This is a genomic window from Amycolatopsis orientalis DSM 40040 = KCTC 9412 (genome assembly GCF_000478275.1).
In the GTDB taxonomy this organism is placed as follows: domain Bacteria; phylum Actinomycetota; class Actinomycetes; order Mycobacteriales; family Pseudonocardiaceae; genus Amycolatopsis; species Amycolatopsis orientalis.
In genome coordinates this window covers 99,934-121,960 of the sequence record NZ_ASJB01000009.1, presented here as the reverse complement: position 1 = coordinate 121,960, position 22,027 = coordinate 99,934, and the positions used below count along the sequence as shown (strand labels likewise).

Below are 22,027 nucleotides of genomic sequence, written 5' to 3'. Positions count from 1 at the left end.
GTGAGATGTGGTGAAAGGGCCCTTCGCCGCGTGAGATGTGGTGAAAGGGCCCTTCGCCGCGTGAGATGTGGGGAAAGGGCCCTTCAGCGCGTGCGGCGGGGGCCTTACTGCGCCTGGGTGCTCGTACCGGTGCCCGAGGTGCTGGACCGGCCCGGAGTCGACTCGCTCGGGGCGCCGCTGGAGCTGGAGCCGCCGCCCGGCGGGGTCTCACCCGTGGGAGAGGTCGGCGTGGTGGCAGGCGGCGTCGTGGTGGTCGGCGGGTTCGACGTCGTCGGCTTCGGCGTGGTGGGCTTCGGAGTCGTCGGGGTCGTGGGCGGCAGGACCGTGTGCGGCGGCTCCCCGCCGCCCGGGTTCGGCGGAGGCGGCGGCGGAGGAGGAGTGACGATGCTGGTCGTCTCCTTGCCGTCCGGGCCGACCGACGTCACCGTGGTCGGCGGCGTCGTCGAGCTGGAGGGCGCGCCGGGGGTCGGCGAACCGCTGACGGTCATCGGGCCGCCGGGGACGGCGTTGCCCGGGACCAGCTGGACGCCGGCGGGGGTGCCCTGGCCGCCGGGGATGCCGGTGCCACCGGCGGTGGCCGAGACACCAGGACCCGCCAGTTCGGCGATCGCGGCGAAGGCCGTCGCCACCACGAGGCCGCTCACGCCGAGTACGGCGTAGCCGGTGCGGTTGAACTTGCCGGTGGCGCCGCGCGGGGGCGCCACGGACACGCGTGCGCTCGGATCAGACCCGTCGGGACGGGGCATGTGCTGGCTCCTCGGATGGGGGACTTCGGGGAGTTCGGCTACCCGGGTGAGGTAGCCCAAGTGGGGACCCGGCGCGGAGATTATCACCGCCACTTCACCGTCTGCGAACTACAGCGAACGTCCTGTTCACCCTCCGCGTTCGTCCGCATGGTGCACGATAGGGGTCGTGAGTGAAGAATTAACGCACATCAGGCTGACCGCGTGGGTGCACGGCCGCGTCCAGGGTGTCGGTTTCCGCTGGTGGACCCGCAGCAGGGCGCTTGAGCTGGGGTTGGTCGGCAGCGCGGGCAATCTGGCCGACGGACGTGTCGAGGTGGTAGCGGAGGGTGTTCGTGAACACTGTGAGCGGCTTTTGGCGGCTTTGCGGTCCGGGGAATCACCCGGAAGTGTGGATCACGTCGTCGAGCGCTGGTCGCCCGCGAAAGGTGGGCTGCGGGGGTTCGTGGAGCGCTGAGGCCCCGCGTCCCACGATCACCGTGGGCACACAGGTAGCCTTGGCCGATTGAACGAGGAGTTCCCGCAGCAAGAGGGGTCAGCACGCCGTGCACCTGAAGAGCCTGACGCTCAAGGGCTTCAAGTCCTTCGCCTCGGCGACGACGTTGCGTTTCGAGCCGGGCATCACCTGCGTGGTCGGACCGAACGGCTCCGGCAAGTCGAACGTCCTCGACGCGCTCCGCTGGGTCATGGGCACCCAAGGCGCGAAGGACCTGCGCGGCGGCAAGATGGAGGACGTCATCTTCGCCGGGACCGCCGGCCGCGCCCCGCTCGGGCGCGCCGAGGTCACCCTCACCATCGACAACGCCGACGGCGCGCTGCCCATCGAGTACTCCGAGGTGTCGATCACCCGCCGGATGTTCCGCGACGGGGCGAGCGAGTACGAGATCAACGGTGACCGCTGCCGCCTGATGGACGTGCAGGAACTGCTGTCGGACTCCGGTATCGGCCGCGAGATGCACGTCATCGTCGGGCAGGGCCAGCTGTCGGCGATCCTCGAATCCAAGCCGGAGGAGCGCCGCGCCTTCATCGAAGAGGCCGCCGGCGTCCTCAAGCACCGCAAGCGCAAGGAACAGACCCTGCGCAAGCTCGCCAACATGCAGGGCAACCTCGACCGCCTCGGCGACCTCACCACCGAGCTGCGCCGCCAGCTCAAACCGCTGGGCAAGCAGGCCGAGATCGCGCGCAAGGCGCAGTGGGTGCAGTCCGAACTTCGCGACGCGCGGCTGCGGCTGTTCGCCCACGACCTGGTCACCCAGCGCGAGGGCATCGCGAAGGAAGAGGCCGACGAGCGCGTCGCCCGGCAGCGCCGCGCCGAGGTCGAGCAGGCGCTGGAGATCGTCGCCGCCGAGGAAACCGAACTCGAAGCCTCGCTCGCCGAGGACGCGCCGCGGCTGGCCGCGGCCCAGGAGACCTGGTACAAGCTTTCCGCGCTGACGGAACGGCTGCGCGGCACCGTGCGGCTCGCGCTGGAGCGTCAACGCCACCTTTCGTCCGACGTGCAGCAGGCGAGCACCGGCCGCGACCCCGAAGAGCTGCTCGCCGAGGCCGAGCAGGTCGCCGAGCGGGAGCAGGAGCTGAACGAGGCCGTCGCCGAGGCGCGGATGGTGCTTTCGGAGACCGTCCAGCGGCGCGAGCAGCTCGAACACCTCGTCCAGGCCGCCGAGCGCGCGCATATGGCCGCCGTCCGCGCGATCGCCGACCGCCGCGAGGGGCTGGCGAAGCTCGCCGGACAGGTCGAGGCCTTGCGCAGCAAGAACGGTGCCACCTCCGACGAGATCGACAGGCTCACCGTTTCGCTCGAAGAGGCGGCCGAGCGCGCCGAGATCGCCGTCGAGGAGCTTGAAGAGGCCAAGGCCGCGGGTGGTGTCGAGGAATCCGACGACTCCGAACTGCAGGCCCATCACGACCGCGCGGTGGAAGCGAACAACGCCGCCAAGGCGCGGGTCGAGGAACTGGTCAAGGCCGAGCGGGCCGCCGAGCGCGAGATCGCTTCGGAGCGGGCCCGGGTCGAGGCGCTGTCGATGGGCTTGCGCCGCAAGGACGGCGCGGGTGCGCTGCTCGGCGCGCAGCACGAGCTGCCGGGATTGCTCGGCTCGGTGGCCGCGCTGCTCACCGTCGAACCCGGCCACGAGGTCGCGCTGGCCGCGGCGCTCGGCCCGGTCGCCGACGCGGTCGCGGTCAACGGCGGCGAAGACGCGCTCGCCGCGCTGAAGTTCTTGAAGGACAACGACTCCGGCCGTGCGGGCATCCTGCTCGGCGGTCTGGAATCCACTGTGGACACCAGTGCCTGGCCGTCGCTGCCCGAAGGTGCGCGCTGGGCCCGCGAAGTGGTCTCGGCGCCGCCCGCGCTGCGATCCGCCGTCGAGCACGCGCTCGACCGGGTGGCCATTGTGGACGGACTGGAGACCGCGCGCCGCCTGGTGGAGGTTTACCCCGAAGTCAGCACGGTCACACGCGAGGGCGATGTCTTCGGTGCCCGCTGGGCGGTCGGCGGTTCGGCCCGCAGTGAGAGCGTCATCGAGGTGCAGGCCGCCGTCGACGAGGCGGGCGACAGGCTCCAGGCCGCCGAGCGGGCGCTGGAACGCACCGCCGCGGAACTCGAAGGCGCCCGCGCCGGGCAGCAGGCCCGGCGTGAAGAGGTCAGCAGGGCCAAGGACGCGCTGGGTGACGCGAAGGTGCGTAAAGCCCGGTCGTCCGAGCGGTTGAACCGGATGCAGCAGGCCGCCCGCGCCGCGCAGGCCGAGATGGACCGGCTGAGCAATCAGCGTGCCAAGGTCGAGCAGAGCCGGGAAGAGGCGCTGCGGCAGCTCGCCGAACTCGAAGAGCGGCTGGCGGCCGTCGCCGACCAGGAGGTCGACGAGGATCCGGACACCGCCGAACGCGACCAGGCCGCCGAAGACCTCGGCACCGTCCGCCAGGAGGAGATGGAGTCCCGGCTCGCGCTGCGCACCGCCGAGGAGCGCGCGCGGAGTATCCAGGGCAAGGCCGAATCGCTCCGCCGCGCCGCGCACGCCGAACGGCAGGCCCGCGAACGCGCCGAAAAGTCCAGGGCCGCGCGGAAACGCGGCGCCGAGATCGCCAACGCGGTGGTCAACGGCGGCGAGATCGCGCTGGAGCGCATCGAGGTCTCCGTGCAGCGCGCCGCCCACGAACGGGACGAGGCGCAGGCGCAGCGGCAGTCGAGGGAGACGGCGCTGACGCAGGTCCGCAGCAAGGTCCGCGAGCTGACCGGCGAGCTGGAGAAGCTCACCGACGCCGTCCACCGCGACGAGGTGCTGCGCGCCGAGCAGCGGTTGCGGCTGGAACAGCTCGAAACCAAAATCGCCGAAGACTTCGGCATCGGCCTCGAAGATCTCGTGGCCGAATACGGCCCGGACGTCCCCGTGCCGCCGAGCGCGGGGGAGATGGCCGAGTACGAGGCGGCCAAGGAACGCGGCGAGGACGTCACCCCGCCGCCGCCCATGCCGTTCGACCGCGACACCCAGGCCCGCCGGGCGAAGCGCGCGGAGAAGGACCTGAGCCTGCTGGGCAAGGTCAACCCGCTGGCGCTGGAGGAGTTCGCGGCGCTGGAGGAGCGGTACAAGTTCCTCTCGACCCAGCTCGAAGACCTCAAGGACACCCGCAAGGACCTCGAAGCCGTCATCAAGCAGGTCGACGAAAAGATCCTCGAGGTCTTCGCGTCGGCGTACGAGGATGTCGCGCGCGAATTCGAGACCGTGTTCAGCGTGCTGTTCCCCGGCGGCGAGGGGCGCATGGTGCTCACGCAGCCCAACGACCTGCTCTCCACCGGCGTCGACGTCGAAGCGCGCCCGCCGGGCAAGAAGGTCAAGCGGCTCTCGCTGCTCTCCGGTGGTGAGAAGTCGCTGGTCGCCGTCGGCATGCTGGTGGCGATCTTCCGTGCCCGGCCTTCGCCCTTCTACGTCATGGACGAGGTCGAGGCGGCGCTCGACGACACCAACATGCGACGGCTGATCGGGCTGCTGGAACAGCTGCGTGATTCTTCGCAGCTGATCATCATCACCCACCAGAAGCCGACCATGGAGATCGCCGACGCCCTGTACGGCGTTTCGATGCAGGGCGACGGCATCACGAAGGTGATCTCGCAGCGGCTGCGGACCGCCGAAGAGGACCCGGTTCCGGCCTAGCGCGTGCCATGAACGGGCTGAAGGGCGCTTTCCCCGCATCGCATGCCGGGAAAGCGCCCTTCGCCGCGTGAGATGAGGCGAAGGGCCCCTTCAGCCCCCTCCACCCTGATTCCCGGAGGCTTCTCGCCTGGGGTGCGGGCGGATCCTGGTGGCGGGTCGTGAAGGACGGCGCAATTAGCCGACTACTTGCGCGGTGGTGAGGCCGCCGGGCGCTACTTGGCCGCCCAGAAGGCGTAGTCCGCGGAGTACCGGCTCGCCGTCTGCGCGCCGGCCGTGCACGCGCCCGCCGGAGCGAGGCCGCCCCGGGTGTCGAGCCGCTGGACGTAGGTGATCTTGCCGAAGATCCCGTCGCCACTGTTCAGGTTCGCCTTCAGCAGCACTTCCGGTACCGCGTTCGGCCGGGGGCTGGACGCACCGGGCACCGCCGCCGCGCCGACCGTGCTGCCGTCCACAGTGGACGTCCACACCGGACCCTTGCTGTGCAGCGCGATCGCCCGCCCGTGGTGGCTCAGCGTCGCGGCGGGCTGGATCAGGGTCCACGCCCCGTTGGCGCAGCCGTAGATCTGCACGCCCTCGCCACGGTAGGTGGCGACGCGGGTGTTCCCGTCCGGAACCTTGACGGCTTCCGGAACGGGCCGCTGCTTCCCGCCGGCCTGGACGTCGATCGGGTTGGTCGCGGCGTAGGCGCTCGCGCCGCTCCCGAGCAACAGGGCGCCGATCGCGATGGTGACAGTCGCACGCTTCATCGTCTCTACCTCTCCTCGCCCGCCGTCTTCAGGCAGGTCCCGCAGCCGACACGGAGGAGAGATAGAGAACGTTCGAAGATGTGACTCAGATCACACTTTCTCGGTTTCCTTCACGTCCGGCTCCGCGAGCGGGTCCTCGCTCCCGTGCCGCAGCGACAGAAGCCCGCCCACGACGAGCGTGATCACCACGCCGCACAACGTGTACCAAGGCCACGCCAGCGCCACCTTGGTCCCGGCGGCCCGGCCGAAGTCGATGCCGATCAGGCTGCCGTCCGGTTTGTTGAACTTGACGCCGAGGATGAGGAACGCCATCACGATCACCGTCGACACGAACGCGACGATCGCGTCCGACTGCCTCGCCCGCTTGAACAGCAGCCCCAGCAGGAACGCGCCGAGCAGCGCGCCGTAGGTGTAGCCGGTGATACCGAGCGCCTGCACCACGATCGGATCGGCCGACGTCTTGTTCGACGAGGCGAAGAAACCCGCGCACAGGATCAGCGCGCCCGCCCAGACGATCGTCCAGATCCGGCCGTGCTTGAGCCGGTCGGCTTCCGGCAGTTGCCTGCCGATCACCCGTTCGTAGACGTCGGTCACCGTGGACGAGGCCAGCGCGCCGAGCGACGAACTCAGTGCGGCGGCGAGGATCCCGGCGATCACGAAGCCGGAGAGGCCGCTCGGCAGGTCGTTCACGATGAAGTTCGCGAACAGTTCGTCCTTGTTGGCGAGCCCGAGGCCTTCCGGCTTCGGCTTGGTCGGGTTCAGGCCGTTGTACAGCGCCCACAGCAGCACGCCGATGAACAGGAACAGCGCGAACTGCAGGAAGACCACGAAACCGCTGGCGACCAGGGCCTTCCGCGCGGCGCGCAGATCGTTGGTGGCCTGCAGGCGCTGCACGATCAGCTGGTCCGAACCGTGCGACGCCATCGAGAGCACCGCGCCACCGATCACGGCGGTGAAGAACGCGTACTGCCCGGTGAGCATGTTGGAGGAGAAGTCGAAGAGCTGGAACTTGTTGGCGTCGACGGCCTTGCCGAACCAGCCGTCCGGCAGCCGCCCGGCGATCACCCAGATGACCACGACCGCGCCGAGGATGTACCAGAGCATCTGGATCGCGTCGACCCAGACGACCGCGCGCACCCCGCCGAAGAAGCTGTAGATCACCATCGCGATGCCGAGCCCGACCACGATGGTCCAGTAGGAGACGGTCAGGCCGTAGGCGGCGAGCACCACCTTGATCGGGATCGCGGTGGCGAACAGCCGGATGCCGTCGGCCAGCGTGCGGGTGAGCAGGAAGGTCACCGACGCGGTGCCCTGCAACCCGTTGCCGAACCGCTTGCCCAGGAAGGCGTACGCGGTGACCAGGTTGCCCGCCACGTAGCGCGGCAACAGCACCATCGACACGACGATCCGGCCGGCGATGTAGCCGATGGCCAACGCGAGGTAGGTCATCCCGCCTTCGCCGGGGGTGGCGATGTAGGCCACCGTCGGTACGGAGAGCACGGTGAGGGTGGACGTCTCCGCGGAGACCACCGACAGGCAGGCCACCCACCAGGAGATCTTGCCTTCGCCGACGAAGTAGTCGGAGCCGGATTTCTGTTTGCCGCCGATCCAGATGCCCAGCAGGGGCATGCCGACCAGAAAAAGCCCGATGATCGCGAGGTCAAGTGCGCGCATCCGTATCTCCTATCGCTCGCCGGTCGTCGCCGCTACCCGTAGCCGGGTCACGGTTGAGGTAAGTGGGGCGGGAAGCCGCAGGGGGCCCGAGCCCGGGGTGATGCTGCCGAGCAGCCGGCCGCCCCGGGCGCCGGTCGCCGACGGGAGGTTTCCCGGGACACCGGACCAGGTCAGCCAGCCGAGCAGAATGGTCAGGTACGCCTCTTTGCCCGCACTCGGCAGCCCGTGGTCGTCGCTGGTTTTCAGCGCCGCACCCGGAAGATTCCTGGCGAGCGCGGCCATCAGCGCGGGATTGTCCGCTCCGCCGCCGGAGACGATCAGGGTCGTGATGGCGTGGCGACGGCATTCCGCGGCGATCGTCACCGCGGTGAGTTCGGTCAGAGTCGCCAGAAGGTCTTCCGCCCCGACAGGCGGGAGGCCGTCGAGCGCGGTGTCGAGATACCCGCCGTGGAACAGTTCCTTGCCGGTCGACTTCGGCGGCGCGGCCGCGTAGTACGGATCAAGCAGGAGTTTCGCCAGCAGATCGGGCCGGACGTTCCCGCGCAGGGCGAGCGCTCCGTCGATGTCGGCACGACGGCCGGTGGTGCGGTGCGCGGCGATGTCCATCAGGGCGTTGCCGGGCCCGGTGTCGTAGGCGAGGACATCGCCGTCGGCGGGGACCACGGTGATGTTCGCGATGCCGCCGATGTTCAGCGCCGCGACCGGGCCGGAATCGGCCAGGTCCCGGAGCCACAACGCGTCGAAGGTGCTGGCGAGCGGTGCGCCGTGGCCGCCGGCGGCGACGTCGCGCACGCGCAGGTCGGCCACCACGGGCAAACCGGTGCGCTCGGCGATCCACGCCGCGTTCCCCAGTTGCAGGGTGCCGCGCGCGGCACCGTCCTCGACCCAGTGGAACACCGTCTGGCCCAGCGAAGCGACGAGGTCGGCCTCGCCGCCGGCCAGTTCCTCGACGCCGCGCGCGGCCGCCTCGCCGAACGCCTGGCCCACCAGGGTGTCGAGTTTCGTGAGCTGTCCGGCGCTGCACGGATTCGGCGGCAGCGCGCCGAGCAGGGCTTCGCGGAGCGCTTCCGGATAAGGGACTTCGAGCTGACCGAGCGGGGAAAGCTCCACGGTGTCGCCACGGGCGCGCAGTTCGGCGGCCGCCACGTCGATCCCGTCGATCGACGTGCCGGAGATGAGTCCGATCACCCGGACCCCAGTGCCGGAGAAAACCGTCATTCGGAGTGGTCTAGCCCTCGATCCGGAGGGCGCGCAAGCGACACTGTTTCTTCTTGTCCGAAATGAGTCCTATCCAGTGGGTGCCTCACAAGATCCGCTTCCTCCCAGTGGGGCGTCTGAGCCGGGCCGCGTGCGGATGCGAAGATGGCGCCGTGTCGAGCACCCCCTGGTTCTGGATCGTTGTCGTTGCCGTCGTGGTCCTGGTCGCCGTACTGGTGGCCGGGCTGTTCATCGCGCGCCGCCGCCGGATCAGCCTGGACGAGTCCAAGGCTGCCGAGGCCGTCGAGCGCGCGAAGCCGAAGGGCGGCGGGTATACCGCGACCGGCGGGATCGCGCTCGCTCCGGGCGGTGAAAAGACCGAAGAGGCCGAAGAGACCGAGGAACCCGTCGAACCGGAGCATCCGGTCGAGGATCGCCCCGAGACCGACGGCCAGCCCGCGGTCGGGGACGACGCGGCGGTGCCGAGGGATTCCGCGCAGCGCACGGTGCGCGACGTCGAACTCCCCGAACCCGCCGAGGAGACCGCGCCCGCTCCCGCTCCTGAGGAGGAGATCGCCCCGGCGGCGGGGCGGATGGAGCGGCTGCGCGGCAGGCTTTCGAAGTCGCGTTCGGTGTTCGGGCAGAGTCTGCTTGGCCTGCTGGGTGCCGGCGATCTGGACGAGGACTCCTGGCAGGACGTCGAAGACACGCTGCTCATGGCGGATCTGGGCGCCGCGACGACCACCGAGATCGTCGAGCGCCTGCGTGACGAGCTGAAGCGCCGCGCCGTGCGGACGTCCGAGGACGCGCGCGCGGTGCTGCAGGAAGTACTCACGGCCGCCTTGTCGACCGACGCGGTCCGGGCCGTCCGCGCGCTGCCGCACACCGTCGACGGCGTGAAGCAGCCCGCCGTCGTACTGGTCGCCGGGGTCAACGGCACCGGCAAGACCACCACCACCGGCAAACTCGCCCGGGTGCTCGTCGCGCAGGGGAGCACCGTGGTGCTCGGCGCGGCCGACACCTTCCGCGCCGCCGCGGCGGACCAGCTCCAGACCTGGGCCGAGCGGGTGGGCGCGGAGGTCGTGCGCGGCAAGGAGGGCGCGGACCCGGCGGCGGTCGCGTTCGACGCGGTCAAACGCGGCGCCGAGGCGGGGGTGGACGCGGTCCTGATCGACACCGCCGGCCGTCTGCACACGAAGACCGGTCTGATGGACGAGCTGGGCAAGGTCAAGCGAGTCGTCGAGAAGCAGGCGAAGGTCGACGAGGTGTTGCTGGTGCTCGACGCCACCACCGGGCAGAACGGGCTGATGCAGGCCCGGGTGTTTTCGGAGGTCATCGACGTCACCGGCATCGTGCTGACCAAACTGGACGGAACGGCGAAGGGCGGCATCGTCTTCCAGGTGCAGCGTGAACTCGGGGTGCCGGTGAAGCTGGTCGGTCTCGGTGAGGGGCCGGACGACCTGGCGCCCTTCGAGCCGGGCGCGTTCGTCGAGGCCCTGCTCAGCAACTAGGCCGCGGGGGCGAACTTCTCCCGCACGTAGCGGACGACCTGGTCGGTGTGGACCCGGCAGAGCCCGAACATCATCACCGGCGAAGCGCACATCCGGCATCGCATGAAGTCGACGAAGGTGCCGGGCCGAGGAGCCTCGGGCGGTAGGACGATCACCGGAGCCGGGCGGATACAGGCTTTCGCCGTGCCGTTGCCGCCCAGCCACAGCAGCTGTGCTCCGAAGGCGTGCAAGGTCGGCGCCGCGTCGTGCCGGGGGGACAGTTCGAGGATCGCCGCCGTGATCCGGTACCGGCCTCGTTTCAGCCGTACGCGTGCGGTTTCCCCGAGCACCATGGGCAAGGTCAGGTTTTCGGCGGACTCGTCGAGCCTCCGCAGGGTCAGGACGACAGGCGCCTTCGCGCCCCGGCAGTACGGCAGAACGTACTTCACGGTTATGTCGAGGTCGCTGGTCGCTTCGGCGCCTTGGACGCTGAGATCGTGCCGCCGCGGCTTCCGGCCGTCCGTTGCCATCGCCCGGTCGAGCGCCTTTTCCGCGAGTTTCTGCCCCACCCAGGCGATCACCGGTTCGACCATCGGACATCCCCTCGCTCGGCCCCTTTCGAGGTTACGGCGAAGGCCCCTCTCCCGGCTCAGCCGAAAGAGGGGCCTTCGCGGACTTCGCGGTCAGACGGAGACCGGAGCGTCGTCCTCGGCCGGCGCGGTCTTCTTGTCCCGCATCACCAGGAACGCGACCACCGCCGCCGCCAGCACACCGACCGCGCTCACCAGGAACGTCGTCGACATCGCCGAGGTGAACGCCTCGCGGGCCGCGGTGATCAGCCCGCCGTCACCGGTGGCGAAGGCGTCGCTGATCGAAAGCCGCGCTCGCTCCGGAGCGGACGCGGGCATCTGCGACGTGAACAGACCGGACACGACGCTGCCCAGGATCGCGATGCCGAGTGCGGCGCCCAGCTGCTGGATGGTGTCGTTGAGCGCGGAGCCGACCCCGGCCTGCTCCTCCGGGACCTCGCCCATCAGCGCCGCGATCGCCGCCGGCATCGCCAGTCCGCCCCCGGCACCGAGTACGAACAGCGCGACGGCGGGCAGCAGGAAACCGTCGTTCGTCGACAGGGTCGCGAGCAGGCCGAACCCGGCGGCCATCACCGTCATCCCGGCCGTGGCCAGCGCGCGGTTGCCGATCTTCTGGCCCAGCGTGGCGCCCAGGGTGTTGCAGAGCAGCGACGCGATGGCCATCGGGATGAAGGCCAGCCCCGCCTCGGTCGGGGTGTAGCCGAGGACGAACTGCAGGTACTGGGTCAGGAGCAGCAGCAGTCCGCCGTTGCCGATCTGCACCAGCGTGAGCGACAGGCTGCCGCCGCTGAAGTTGCGCTTGCGGAACAGCTTGAGCGGGACCATCGGCGACGGCGTGTGCCGCTCCCACAGCACGAAGCCGATCAGGCTCACGACCGCGATCGCCAGCGGGATCAGGGTGCCGGCCTGGGTGATGCCGTGTTTGGGCAGTTCGATGATCGTCCAGACCAGCGCGACCATGCCGGTCGCGGACAGGATCGCGCCGAGCGGGTCCGGCTTCTGCCACGGGCCCCGCGATTCCGGCATCAGCGTGAGCGCGGCGATCACCGCGATGACGACGATCGGCACGTTGATCAGGAACACCGCGCCCCACCAGAACCACGCGATCAGCACGCCGCCCAGCACCGGGCCGCCGATCAGGCCGAGCATCGCGACCGCGCTCCACGCCGCCATCGCCTTCCGGCGCTCCTCGTCGTCGAAGACGGTGATCAGGATCGACAGGGTGCTCGGCATGATCAGCGCGCCACCGACCCCCATCACCGCTCGGGCCACGATCAATTCGAGCGGGTTCGCGGCGAACGCGGCGACAAGTGAGGCCGCCCCGAAGAGGGCGAGGCCGATGATCATCACCTTCCGGCGGCCGAAGCGGTCCCCGAGGCTTCCCGAGGTGAGCAGCAGACCGGCGAACACCAGGATGTAGGAGTCGAGGATCCACTGCGTGTCCTGGGCGCTCGCGCCGAGGTCCTCGGCCAGTGGCGGCACCGCGACCGTCAGCACCATGTTGTCCACGACCAGCACGAGCGTGCTCAGGCACAGCACGATCAAGATCCACCAGCGGCGCGGATCGCGCCCTTCCACCGCGTTCATCGGATACCCCTTGAAGTAGTTGCGTACGTCGTTCCGTTGTTGCGCACACTGTACGCACAAGCCAACAGCGTTCGCAATGGGGTACTTCGTGCGCTAGAGTGGCGGCATGTCAGTCGAGGAACAGCCGATCCAGTCGGTGTGGACCCGTCCCCGCCGCAAGCAGAATCAGCCCGCGCTGAGCCAGGCCCAGATCGTCGCCGAGGCCGTCCGGCTTCTGGACGTCGAAGGTGTCGACGCGCTGAGCATGCGAAGGCTCGGTACGGCGCTGAACGCGGGCGCCACGTCGCTCTACCGGCACGTGGCCAACCGCGACGAGCTGATCGAGCTGGTCGTCGACGAGGTCTACGGCGAGATCACCGTGCCGGATGGGGACACTCGGTGGCGCGAAGCGGCCGTCGTGGGGGCGCAAAGTGTGCGCGCCATGATCCTGCGGCACCCCTGGATCGCGTCACTGCTCGGCTCGGTCGGCCTGTCCTACCTGGGGCCGAACGTCATGCGGCTCAACGAGCGGCTGCTGGCCGTCTTCGTGGCCGCGGGATTCCCCGACGACGAGGCGGATCAGGCGATCAGCGCGGTGATCTCGTACGTCATCGGCATGGGGACCACCGAGGCGGCATGGCTCACGACGGTCGCGAAAAGCGGCCGGAGCGAGCGTGAATGGGCGGAGCACCTGCGCCCCGCCGTCGAGGAGGCGGCACGGGAGTACCCGCACCAGCGGGACAGGCTTGTCCGGGACGACGTCGAAACCGACCCGGAGCGGCTTCGCGACGAGAAGTTCCGCTACGGCCTGGACAGGATGCTCGACGGCTTGGAGACCCGCCTCAAACGGTGACCCCGTCACGCGAAAGGGTCGAACCGAGCGCGGTCGCGATCCGCTGGACGGCGGGCGCGATCCGCTCGACGGCCTCCATGGTGAGCCGTCCCGAAGGTCCGGACACCGAGACCGCGGCCGGCACCGGCGCGCCCGGGACCGCGACGGCCACGCAGCGGACGCCCAGCTCCTGCTCGGCCTCGTCCAGTGCGTAACCCTGCTGGGCGATCTTCGCCAGCTCGCGCAGGAGGGCGTCCTGGTCGGTGAAGGTGTGTTCGGTGTACGAGGGCATGCCGGTCCGCGCGAGCAGTGCCGTGACGTCTTCGGACGGCAGATGCGCCAGCATCGCCTTGCCCACGCCGGTGCCGTGCGGCAGGAGACGCCGTCCGACCTCGGTGAACATCCGCATCGAATGCTTCGACGGCACCTGGGCGACGTAGACGACCTCGTCCCGCTCCAGTACCGCGAGGTTCGCGGTCTCGCCGACCTCGTCGACCAGCTCCGCGAGCAGCGGCCGCGCCCACGAGCCGAACTGCATGCTCGCGTTCTCGCCCAGCCGGATGAGCCGGGCGCCCAGCGCGTACCGGCGGTTGGTGTTCTGCCGGACGTAACCCAGGTCCACCAGCGTCCTGATCAGCCGGTGGATGGTCGGCATCGGCAGCCCGGAAAGGGTGGCCAGCTCCGAAAGGCTGGCCTCGCCGCCGGTGTCCGCGAGATGCTCGAGGAGCTCGAAGGCCCGCTGAAGTGACTGGACGCCGCCATCGCGTCCGTTCTTCTCCGCTGCCACCGTGGTACTCCTTACGTCGGCGTTGATGTTCCGCTATGCAGAAACTATAGTCCGTCATGTAAAACCGTAGGGACGTTATTTATCCGAACTCGGGGTGTTACTCATGTCTGAAGCTCAGGTGCTCGGCGATCCGGTCGAGCGCGGGGACGAAATCCTCACGCCGGAGGCGCTCGCCTTCCTCGCCGGCCTGCACGAGGCCTTCGCCGCCCGCCGCGACGAGCTGCTGCAGGCCAGGAGCAAGCGCCGCGAGGAGGCCAGGACCACCGGCAAACTCGACTTCCTGCCCGAGACCAAGGAGATCCGCGAGGGCGACTGGAAGGTGGCCGAGGCCCCGCCCGCGCTGCGTGACCGCCGCGTCGAGATCACCGGCCCGACCGATCGCAAGATGACCATCAACGCGCTGAACTCCGGCGCCAAGGTCTGGCTCGCCGACCTCGAGGACGCCAACACGCCGCACTGGGCGAACGTCATCTCCGGCCAGGTCAACCTGTACGACGCCGTCCGCGAGACCATCACGCTGGAGAGCGGCGGCAAGAGCTACGCGCTGAAGGACGACGTCGAGCACGCGACCATCGTCGTCCGCCCGCGCGGCTGGCACCTCGACGAGCGGGGCCTGTCCTTCGGCGGGCGCCAGGCCGTCGGCGCGCTGGTCGACTTCGGCCTGCACTTCTTCCACAACGCCCAGGAGCTGCTCAACCGCGGCAAGGGCCCGTACTTCTACCTGCCGAAGATGGAGAGCCACCTCGAAGCCCGGCTCTGGAACGACGTCTTCACCCACGCGGAGAAGACCCTCGGCATCGACCACGGCACCGTCCGCGCGACCGTGCTGATCGAGACCATCCCGGCCGCGTTCGAGATGGAGGAGATCCTCTACGAACTGCGCGAGCACGCCTCCGGCCTCAACGCGGGCCGCTGGGACTACCTGTTCAGTGTGATCAAGTACTTCCGTGACGCGGGCGAGAAGTTCGTGCTGCCGGACCGCAACTCGGTCACCATGACCGCGCCGTTCATGCGCGCCTACACCGAACTGCTGGTGCGCACCTGCCACAAGCGCGGCGCGTTCGCGATCGGCGGCATGGCCGCGTTCATCCCGAACCGCAAGGACCCGGAAGTCACCGCCGCGGCGCTCGACAAGGTCCGCGCGGACAAGAGCCGCGAGGCCGGCGACGGCTTCGACGGTTCCTGGGTCGCGCATCCGGGCATGGTCGACATCTGCCGCGAGGAGTTCGACAAGGTCCTCGGCGACAAGCCGAACCAGCTCGACCGCACCCGCGACGAGGTGTCGGTGACCGCCGACCAGCTGCTCGACGCGGCTTCGACGCCGGGTGGCGCCACCGCGGCCGGTCTGCGTGCCGCGGTCGACGTCGGTATCCGCTACCTCGCCTCTTGGCTGAGCGGGAACGGCGCGGCGGCGATCCACAACCTGATGGAGGACGCGGCCACCGCGGAGATCTCGCGTTCGCAGGTGTGGCAGTGGGTGCGCAACGGCACCCAGCTGGACACGGGCGACAAGGTGACCGAGGAACTGGTGCGGGGCGTGCTGGCCGAGGTCCGCGGCGAACTGGCCGCCGAGATCAAGCCGGAGCTGCTGGAGCCCGCCGTCGAACTGTTCGAGCAGGTCGCGCTCGCCGACGAGTTCCCGGACTTCCTGACGCTGCCCGCCTACGAACGGATCAAGTAGACAGATGGGGAACGGGCGGCTCACCGAGGACGTCTACACCGCCGCCGACGCGCGCCTCGCCGAGGCCGACGCGCGCGTCGCGGCGAAATACCCCGGCGAGCCGCCCGGCCGCCAGCCCGTGCACACCGTGTACGTGCCCGCGTCGCGGTACAAGACGCGGCTGGTGGCGGATTGGGGAAAGCAGGCCCTGCGGGTCTTCGGCGAACACGCCGACCAGCTGGGCCTGGACGCGGATGTCGCCGACCGCGTCCGGACCAAACTGCTCACCGAGCCGATCGAGGATCTGCGGATCGATTTCGAAGACGGCTACGGCAGGCCCGGCGATGACGAGGAGGACGCCACCGCGCTCGCCGCGGGACGGACGCTGGCCATCACCGGCGGCACGCCGTTCGTCGGCATCCGGTTCAAGAGCTTCGAACAGGCGACCCGGCGTCGCGGTATCCGTACCCTGGACCTGTTTCTGGCAGGGCTGCTGGAAAGCGGGCCGCTGCCGGAAGGGTTCGTCGTCACGCTGCCGAAGGTGACCGCCGTAGAGCAGGTCGAGGTGGCGGCGGATGTCCTGGAGCGCCTCGAATCCGCGTACGGCCTGCCCAGTGGCGCCCTACGGTTCGAGGTCCAGATCGAGACCGCTCAGTCCATTGTGGACGTCGATGGGACGGTCGCGGTGCCGCGGATCATCGAAGCCGCGCGCGGCCGGTGTTCGGGGCTGCACTACGGGACTTACGACTACAGCGCCGGCCTCGGCATCGGTGCCGAGTACCAGAGCATGGAACACCCGGCCGCCGACTTCGCCAAGCAGCTCATGCAGGTTTCGGCCGCCGGTACCGGTGTCCGGCTTTCCGACGGCTCGACGAACAAGCTGCCTGTCGGCGACGCGATCCTTCCGGCCTGGCGCGAACATCTGCGCCTGGTGCGGCGTTCGCTGGAGCGTGGTTTCTACCAGGGCTGGGATCTGCATCCGCACCAGCTGCCGACCCGGTTCGCCGCGACGTACGCGTTCTTCCGCGAGGGCTTCCCGGCGGCTTTGGGGCGGCTGCGGGATTACGCGGACCAGACCGGACGCGGGGTGCTGGACGAGCCCGCGACCGCCCAGGCGCTGGCGGGTTTCCTGTTGCGAGGGCTGGATTGCGGCGCGGTGGACGAAGGGGAGCTTTCGTTCTCGCGGTCCGAATTGGACGGTTACGCGCGCAGAACTCCGTGATACTCGGCGAGAACGTCGTCCAATGAGCCGTGTGCGCGAATCCGGCCCTCTTCCATCCAGAGTGCGGTGGTGCACAGTTCGCGCAGCAGTTCGTCGGCGTGTGAGGCGAACACCAGTACGCCCGAGCGGCGGGCGAGGTCGACCAGTCGTTCGCGTGCCTTGGTGAGGAACGCGGCGTCGATCGCGCCGAGGCCCTCGTCGAGGATGAGGATCTCGGGGTCGATGGTGGTCACCACGCCGAGCGCGAGCCGCACGCGCATGCCGGCGGAGTAGGTGCGCAAGGGCATGCGCAGATAGTCGCCGAGTTCGGTGAACTCCGCGATGTCGTCGACCCGCTTCTCCATCTGCCTGCGGCTCATGCCGAGGAACAGGCCCCGGATGAGGATGTTCTCGTAGCCGGAAACCTCGGGATCCAGTCCGACGCCGAGATCGAAGACCGGCGCGATCCGGCCGACGACCCGCGAGGTGCCCCGCGTCGGTTCGTAGATGCCGGACAGCAGCCGCAGGAGAGTGGACTTCCCGGCACCGTTGTGCTCGACCAAGCCGACTCGGTCGCCGTCACTCAGTGACAGGGTGATGTTCCTGAGCGCCTCGACGATGGGGATCTTCGCGCCGGTGCCGATCTTGCCGCCGACCTTGCCGAGCACTTCCTTCTTGAGCGACCTGGTCTTGGCGTCGAAGATCGGGAAATCGACGTAGGCGCCCTGTACCTCGATGCTCACCATCGTGCCGCCCTCCGTGCTGCTCGGTCTCGCCAGATGCGAACGGAAGTTATCATTCGCATTCAGTCGAGGTTCGGGCACCCGCCGACGGGAGGTAACGTGCGCCCGGTGAGTCAGCGATCCGTCGAGCAGGGTTTTCGCCCGCCGCAACAAGCCCGCAGCCGGGAGTCCCTGCACAAGGTGCTGGCCGCCGCCGAGCATGTCCTGGCCGAACAGGGCATCGAGGAGTTCACCGTCGCGGCGGTCGCCGAGCGGGCGGGCATGTCGGTGGGCGCGATCTATCGCCGGTTCGTGGGCAAGAACCAGTTGCTGTACGCCGTGAAGGACCAGTTGCTCGGCCAATTGGAAAGTGGCGTCAGTGAAGCGCTTCGGGCGGCGCCTCCCGGACTGGCCGGGATCGTCGGCGCGTTCACCCGGGCTCTGGCGGACACCTTCGCCCGTCACGACCGGATCTTCCCGGAGCTGCTCGACGGTCAGCGCGCCGACGGACGCGAACGCGGGCTCCAGGCCTTGGCCGCGATCCAGACCGCTTTCGTCGAAGCCGCGCGGCCTTGGTTCGAGGAGATCCGGCGTACGGATCGCGAGCAGGCCATCGGCATGCTGGCGCGCACCGTCATCGGTTCCTGCGTGCACCGCGCGGCCACCGGTCGCTACTGGTCCGACGGCTTGAGCTGGGAGGTCTGGGCGAGCGAAATGACCGAGATGACTTTGGCCTACCTGGGGCGGGGTGGTCGTGAGTGGTAAGTGTCGTTCTAACGACACTTACCACTCACGACCACCCTGACCCAGCGCGCGTTCCGGTGGTGGGCCGGTGACCGCGTTTAGTCGGCTAAATGCGGTCAGCGCGCGCCCTTAGGCGAGCGCCTTCACATAACGCCGACAGGGAACCGAAACCGGCCCATCCGGCCCGGCGACCTGATTCTCGAACTCGCCTTCATCAACCCATCCGCACCGCTCATAGAACCGCCGCGCCCGCGCGTTCCCCGGCGCGACCGCGAGCCAGGCACGGGAATGCCCGTCCTCGCCCACGAGCCGTTCGGCTTCCGTGAGCAGTGTCCCGGCGACCCCGCTCCCGCGATGGGCCGAGGAGACGTAGACCTGTTCGACCTCGTCGCCGACGACCATCACGAATCCCGCCACTTCTCCGCGCGCCACCGCGACGGTGGTATCGCCGACGCGCTCCTTGGCGCGTTCCCAGAAGGACTCGCGGGTACGGATCCGCACGAGGGTGTCGGGCACGTTGCCGAGGTGGCCGTCTTTCCAGCCGTGGTACCAGATTTCGGCGACGGCGTCGGAGTCCGCGGGGGTCGCCCGCCGGAGCGTGACAGGAGTGGACATGACCTGGAGTCTAGTGACGGCCGCGGCCGAGGGTGGTTCCTCTCACAACGCGGCGTAACACGTGCGGAACATCCGGCCCTTAGGTTCCGCCCATGGCGAAGTCCGGTGGGCGTTGGTACACATCACTGTTCGTGCAACTACTGGTCGCCGTGGTGGCCGGTGTCCTGATCGGACATTTCTGGCCATCGCTGGGCGCGCAGCTGAAACCGGTCGGCGACGGGTTCATCCGGCTGATCAAGATGATCATCGCGCCGCTGATCTTCTGTGTCGTGGTGACCGGGATCGCGGCGGTCGGTGACATCAAGGCCGTCGGCCGGATCGGGTTCAAGGCGATCCTGTACTTCGAGATCGTCACGACCTTCGCGCTGGTCTTCGGTCTCCTGGTCGCCAACGTGTTCCGGCCGGGCAGCGGGCTCGACATCGATCCGGCGACGCTCGATCCGGCCGCGGTGGACAAGAAGACCAACGGCGGACACTTGCCGTCCATCGGCGACTTCCTCCTCCACACCATTCCGGACAGTGTCGTCAACGCGTTCGCGGAGAACCAGTTGTTGCAGGTGCTGGTGTTCGCGGTGTTCTTCGGCGTCGCACTGGCGGCCATCGGCCGGGAACGGGCGCCGCTGGTACTCGGGTTCGTCGATCAGGTGCAGCAGATCATCTTCAAGGTGATGGGCTGGATCATGCGCGTGGCACCGCTGGGCGCGTTCGGCGCGATGGCGTTCATCATCGGCCAGTACGGGATTTCCACGCTCGGCACGTACGCGAAACTGATCGCCGCCTGCTATGGCGCGGGTGTGCTGTTCGTCCTGATCCTCGCCTTGATTTCCCGGTTCTACGCCGGGGTTTCGATCTGGCGGTTCCTCCGGTACGCCCGTGAAGAGTTCCTGCTGGCCCTCGGCACGGCGTCGACCGAATCCGTGATGCCGCGGATCATGACGAAGCTGACCGACGCCGGCTGCTCACGTGCGGCGACCGGCCTCGTGGTGCCGACCGGGTATTCGTTCAACCTCGACGGCGCGACGATCTACCTGTCGATCTGCACGGTGTTCCTGGCGCAGGCGTTCGGAGTCGACATGTCGATCGGGCAGCAGTTGCTCGCGGTCGGGATCCTGATGCTCACTTCGAAGGGGATGGCGGGCGTTCCGGGTTCGTCGTTCCTCGCCCTGTCGGCGACGGCCGCCGCGATCGGCGCGTTCCCGGTCGCCGGGGTCGCGTTGCTGCTCGGCGCGGACCGGCTGATGGACTCGATGCGCGTTTTCGTGAACCTGCTGGGAAACTGCGTCGCGACGTTCGTGGTGGCGAAGTCGGAGAAGCAGCTGGACCGCGAGAAGATGCTGGCGGCACTGGAAAAGCCGGTCAGAGCCGAGTGACCCTAGCGGAGCCGGGGGAGCGCGTCGCGGGCGAAATGGCTCAGTGTCCGCAGATCCCGCGCGAACTGCTCGCGGTGGTCGGCGGGCAGCGGGTCGAGGAAGAACCGCTGGATGTTCTCGACGTGCACCCGCGCCGCCCGCACGGTCTTCTCCTCGCCCGCCTCGGTCAGCCGGACGAGTTGCACGCGGCGGTCGTCGGGATCGGCGGTGCGGACCACCAGGCCGAGCGTCGTCATCCGGTCGACCAGCCGGGTCGCGCCGCCGGTGGTCAGCACCTGCTCCTGGGCGATCGCGCGCATGCTCATCCCGGCCTCACCCTTCCGGCCGACGATCAGCAGGACCTCGAACATCAGATGCGAGATCCCGCATTCGGTCTCCAGCGCGCGGCCGAGGAGGTATTCGAGCCGGTTCGCCGCGCCCATCATCCGCCCGAACGCGACCACCCGCGGGTCGTAGGCGGCTTCCTTCGCCGTGGTGATGCGCATTTCAGCTCCCTGCCGACAACGCCAGATAGACGTCCAGCTGCTCGGTGAACTCGGTGAGATCGACGCCGAGCAGTTCGCTCGCCCGCCCGATCCGGTACCGCAACGTGTTGACGTGGACGTGCAGGGTCCGCGCCGCTCGCGTCGGCGAGCCGGAGCATTCGAGGAAGACGCGCAGGGTGTGCACCAGATCGGTGCCCTGCTCGGCGTCGTAGTCCAGCAGTGGGCCCAGTACCCGCCGCCGCAACGCCGCCCGCAGGTCGTCGGACGCGCCCGCCAGCAGCAGCCGGTGCATGCCGATCTCACCGCCGGGGACGACCTCGATCGTGCCCGGCCGTTCCGCCGCGACGGCCAGCGCGTAGCGCGCGACCTCTTTCGCGCCCCGCAGCGCGGAAACCGGGGAACGGTCGCTGATCCCGATCAGCACCCGACGGCACGGCAGCAGCGGTTCCACTCCCGCCAAGGCCGCGGCCACGGTGGCGGGCCAGTCGTCCGGCCACTCGCCGTCGTCCTCGGCCACCGCCCAGGTCGTTTCGCCGCCCATGCCGACGAGGGCGCCCGGCGGCAGCAACTCGGTCAGGATCCCGCGCGCCGCTTCGGATCCCTCGGCACGGGCGACGACGACACGCAGATCGCCACGCAGCCCGGTCGCGGTCAGCGGCGCGTGCGGATCGCTTCCCTCGTCGAGGGCGGCCAGCAACGGTTCGACCACCCGGTCGGTGACCGCGCGGACCTCGTCCGCCCGCGTGCGCGCGAGCCCGATCAGCCCGGCGAGTTCTTCGGCGATCTCCGCTTGCGCCGCGGTGAGCCTGCCGCCGATCGCGAGCAACCACGGCACCGCGTGCCTTCCGCCGACCGTCCGGACGGTGACGTCGTCCGCTTCCAGCGAGCGGCCGCCCGCGGCGACGAAGCGCCGCACCAGCTCCGTCGGCGCGGTCGCGGGCACCACCCAACAGGGAAGGCCGATCTCCGCGCGGGCCCGGTCCAGCAGCGTCTCCAGCGGCACGTCCTCGGTCGCCGCTGAAAGCAAACGTTTGCGGGCGCCTTCCGCGGCCGCCGCGAGCGCCAGCACGACCCGCTCTGTGACGACCGAGAACGACAGATCCGCCGGTACCTCCAGCAACGGGATCCCGTGCCGCGTGCAGGCTTCGACGAGGTCTTCGGGAATCCCGTCGGAATCCGCTCCGGAAGCCGCGAGCGCCGCGGCCCCGGCCTTCGCCAGCGCGGCGACGAAAGCCTCGGAATCACCCGGTCCGCGCCACCACAGCAACCCGCTCAGGACGAGTTCGCCCGCCGACACGTACCGCCCGGGGTCGGGCAGTTCGGTGACGTAGATCCGGGACACCGGGCGGTCGAGCAGAGCCGTCCCGGCGCGCACGCGCAAGCGCAACCCGGGCAGCGCGAGCAGAGTTTTCACGGTCGTCATCAGGTTTGTAGGAAACCACAAATCCACCGGCTTGTGC

The 22,027-nt window shown here is 69.3% G+C and carries 19 protein-coding genes; 8 read left to right on the top strand and 11 right to left on the bottom strand.

Features of this window, described 5'->3' with window-relative positions; all coding sequences use genetic code 11:
* Positions 1-104 precede the first annotated feature (104 nt).
* Positions 105-746 (bottom strand): hypothetical protein, encoded by a 642-nt coding sequence (locus L324_RS42665; RefSeq protein ID WP_161780815.1) that lies wholly within the window; start codon positions 744-746, stop codon positions 105-107.
* Between the two features lie 166 nt (positions 747-912).
* On the opposite strand from L324_RS42665, the gene L324_RS41245 reads away from it, so the two are divergent.
* Positions 913-1,200: an acylphosphatase gene (locus L324_RS41245; RefSeq protein WP_081736165.1), complete on the top strand. Its 288-nt coding sequence runs from the start codon at positions 913-915 to the stop codon at positions 1,198-1,200.
* Between the two features lie 88 nt (positions 1,201-1,288).
* Complete coding sequence (smc, locus tag L324_RS01830) at positions 1,289-4,888, top strand: chromosome segregation protein SMC (RefSeq protein ID WP_037303553.1); 3,600 nt, start codon at positions 1,289-1,291, stop codon at positions 4,886-4,888.
* A 212-nt stretch (positions 4,889-5,100) separates the two neighbouring features.
* Here smc and L324_RS01825 read toward each other — a convergent pair whose 3' ends face one another.
* The 3 genes from L324_RS01825 to L324_RS01815 form a co-directional block, all read right to left on the bottom strand.
* Positions 5,101-5,634: a DUF3455 domain-containing protein gene (locus tag L324_RS01825; protein WP_037303552.1), complete on the bottom strand. Its 534-nt coding sequence runs from the start codon at positions 5,632-5,634 to the stop codon at positions 5,101-5,103.
* Positions 5,635-5,724: 90 nt separating this feature from the next.
* Complete coding sequence (locus L324_RS01820) at positions 5,725-7,308, bottom strand: sodium:solute symporter (RefSeq protein ID WP_037303551.1); 1,584 nt, start codon at positions 7,306-7,308, stop codon at positions 5,725-5,727.
* A 9-nt stretch (positions 7,309-7,317) separates the two neighbouring features.
* On the bottom strand, positions 7,318-8,526 hold the full coding sequence (locus L324_RS01815) for an anhydro-N-acetylmuramic acid kinase (RefSeq protein WP_051173566.1): 1,209 nt from the start codon (positions 8,524-8,526) through the stop codon (positions 7,318-7,320).
* 152 nt (positions 8,527-8,678) lie between these two features.
* On the opposite strand from L324_RS01815, the gene ftsY reads away from it, so the two are divergent.
* Positions 8,679-10,016 (top strand): signal recognition particle-docking protein FtsY, encoded by a 1,338-nt coding sequence (gene ftsY, locus L324_RS01810; RefSeq protein ID WP_037303550.1) that lies wholly within the window; start codon positions 8,679-8,681, stop codon positions 10,014-10,016.
* On the opposite strand, the gene L324_RS01805 is transcribed toward ftsY, so the two are convergent.
* Together L324_RS01805 and L324_RS01800 are read right to left on the bottom strand one after the other, a co-directional pair.
* Entirely contained in the window at positions 10,013-10,588 is a 576-nt protein-coding gene (locus L324_RS01805; protein WP_037303549.1) for a hypothetical protein, read from the bottom strand. The genes ftsY and L324_RS01805 overlap by 4 nt on opposite strands.
* 90 nt (positions 10,589-10,678) lie before the next feature.
* A complete protein-coding gene (locus L324_RS01800; protein WP_037303548.1) occupies positions 10,679-12,172 on the bottom strand; it encodes an MFS transporter in 1,494 nt (497 codons plus the stop codon).
* 106 nt (positions 12,173-12,278) lie between these two features.
* Between L324_RS01800 and L324_RS01795 the strand changes: the two genes are divergently transcribed.
* The gene (locus tag L324_RS01795; RefSeq protein WP_037303546.1) at positions 12,279-13,004 is read left to right on the top strand and encodes a TetR/AcrR family transcriptional regulator; all 726 of its coding nucleotides are present in this window, start codon (positions 12,279-12,281) and stop codon (positions 13,002-13,004) included.
* On the opposite strand, the gene L324_RS01790 is transcribed toward L324_RS01795, so the two are convergent.
* Complete coding sequence (locus L324_RS01790; protein ID WP_037303545.1) at positions 12,994-13,770, bottom strand: IclR family transcriptional regulator; 777 nt, start codon at positions 13,768-13,770, stop codon at positions 12,994-12,996. The genes L324_RS01795 and L324_RS01790 overlap by 11 nt on opposite strands.
* 103 nt (positions 13,771-13,873) lie before the next feature.
* Between L324_RS01790 and aceB the strand changes: the two genes are divergently transcribed.
* The gene (gene aceB / locus L324_RS01785; protein WP_037303544.1) at positions 13,874-15,451 is read left to right on the top strand and encodes a malate synthase A; all 1,578 of its coding nucleotides are present in this window, start codon (positions 13,874-13,876) and stop codon (positions 15,449-15,451) included.
* A gap of 4 nt (positions 15,452-15,455) precedes the next feature.
* A complete protein-coding gene (locus tag L324_RS01780; protein ID WP_037303543.1) occupies positions 15,456-16,652 on the top strand; it encodes a DUF6986 family protein in 1,197 nt (398 codons plus the stop codon).
* Here L324_RS01780 and wzt read toward each other — a convergent pair.
* On the bottom strand, positions 16,631-17,377 hold the full coding sequence (gene wzt, locus L324_RS01775) for a galactan export ABC transporter ATP-binding subunit Wzt/RfbE (protein ID WP_037303542.1): 747 nt from the start codon (positions 17,375-17,377) through the stop codon (positions 16,631-16,633). The genes L324_RS01780 and wzt overlap by 22 nt on opposite strands.
* Positions 17,378-17,482: 105 nt before the next feature.
* Here wzt and L324_RS01770 point away from each other — a divergent pair, with 105 nt between their 5' ends.
* A complete protein-coding gene (locus tag L324_RS01770; protein WP_037303678.1) occupies positions 17,483-18,118 on the top strand; it encodes a TetR/AcrR family transcriptional regulator in 636 nt (211 codons plus the stop codon).
* 108 nt (positions 18,119-18,226) lie between these two features.
* Here the strand turns inward: L324_RS01770 and L324_RS01765 are convergent, their stop codons facing one another.
* Positions 18,227-18,712: a GNAT family N-acetyltransferase gene (locus tag L324_RS01765; protein WP_037303541.1), complete on the bottom strand. Its 486-nt coding sequence runs from the start codon at positions 18,710-18,712 to the stop codon at positions 18,227-18,229.
* A gap of 92 nt (positions 18,713-18,804) precedes the next feature.
* Between L324_RS01765 and dctA the strand changes: the two genes are divergently transcribed.
* Positions 18,805-20,082, top strand: a complete 1,278-nt coding sequence (gene dctA / locus L324_RS01760) for a C4-dicarboxylate transporter DctA (RefSeq protein WP_037303540.1) — start codon at positions 18,805-18,807, stop codon at positions 20,080-20,082.
* Positions 20,083-20,084: 2 nt separating this feature from the next.
* Here the strand turns inward: dctA and L324_RS01755 are convergent, their stop codons facing one another.
* Both L324_RS01755 and L324_RS01750 read right to left on the bottom strand, forming a co-directional pair.
* The gene (locus tag L324_RS01755; RefSeq protein ID WP_037303539.1) at positions 20,085-20,567 is read right to left on the bottom strand and encodes a MarR family winged helix-turn-helix transcriptional regulator; all 483 of its coding nucleotides are present in this window, start codon (positions 20,565-20,567) and stop codon (positions 20,085-20,087) included.
* A gap of 1 nt (position 20,568) precedes the next feature.
* A complete protein-coding gene (locus tag L324_RS01750) occupies positions 20,569-21,990 on the bottom strand; it encodes a PucR family transcriptional regulator (RefSeq protein WP_037303538.1) in 1,422 nt (473 codons plus the stop codon).
* Positions 21,991-22,027: the final 37 nt, after the last annotated feature.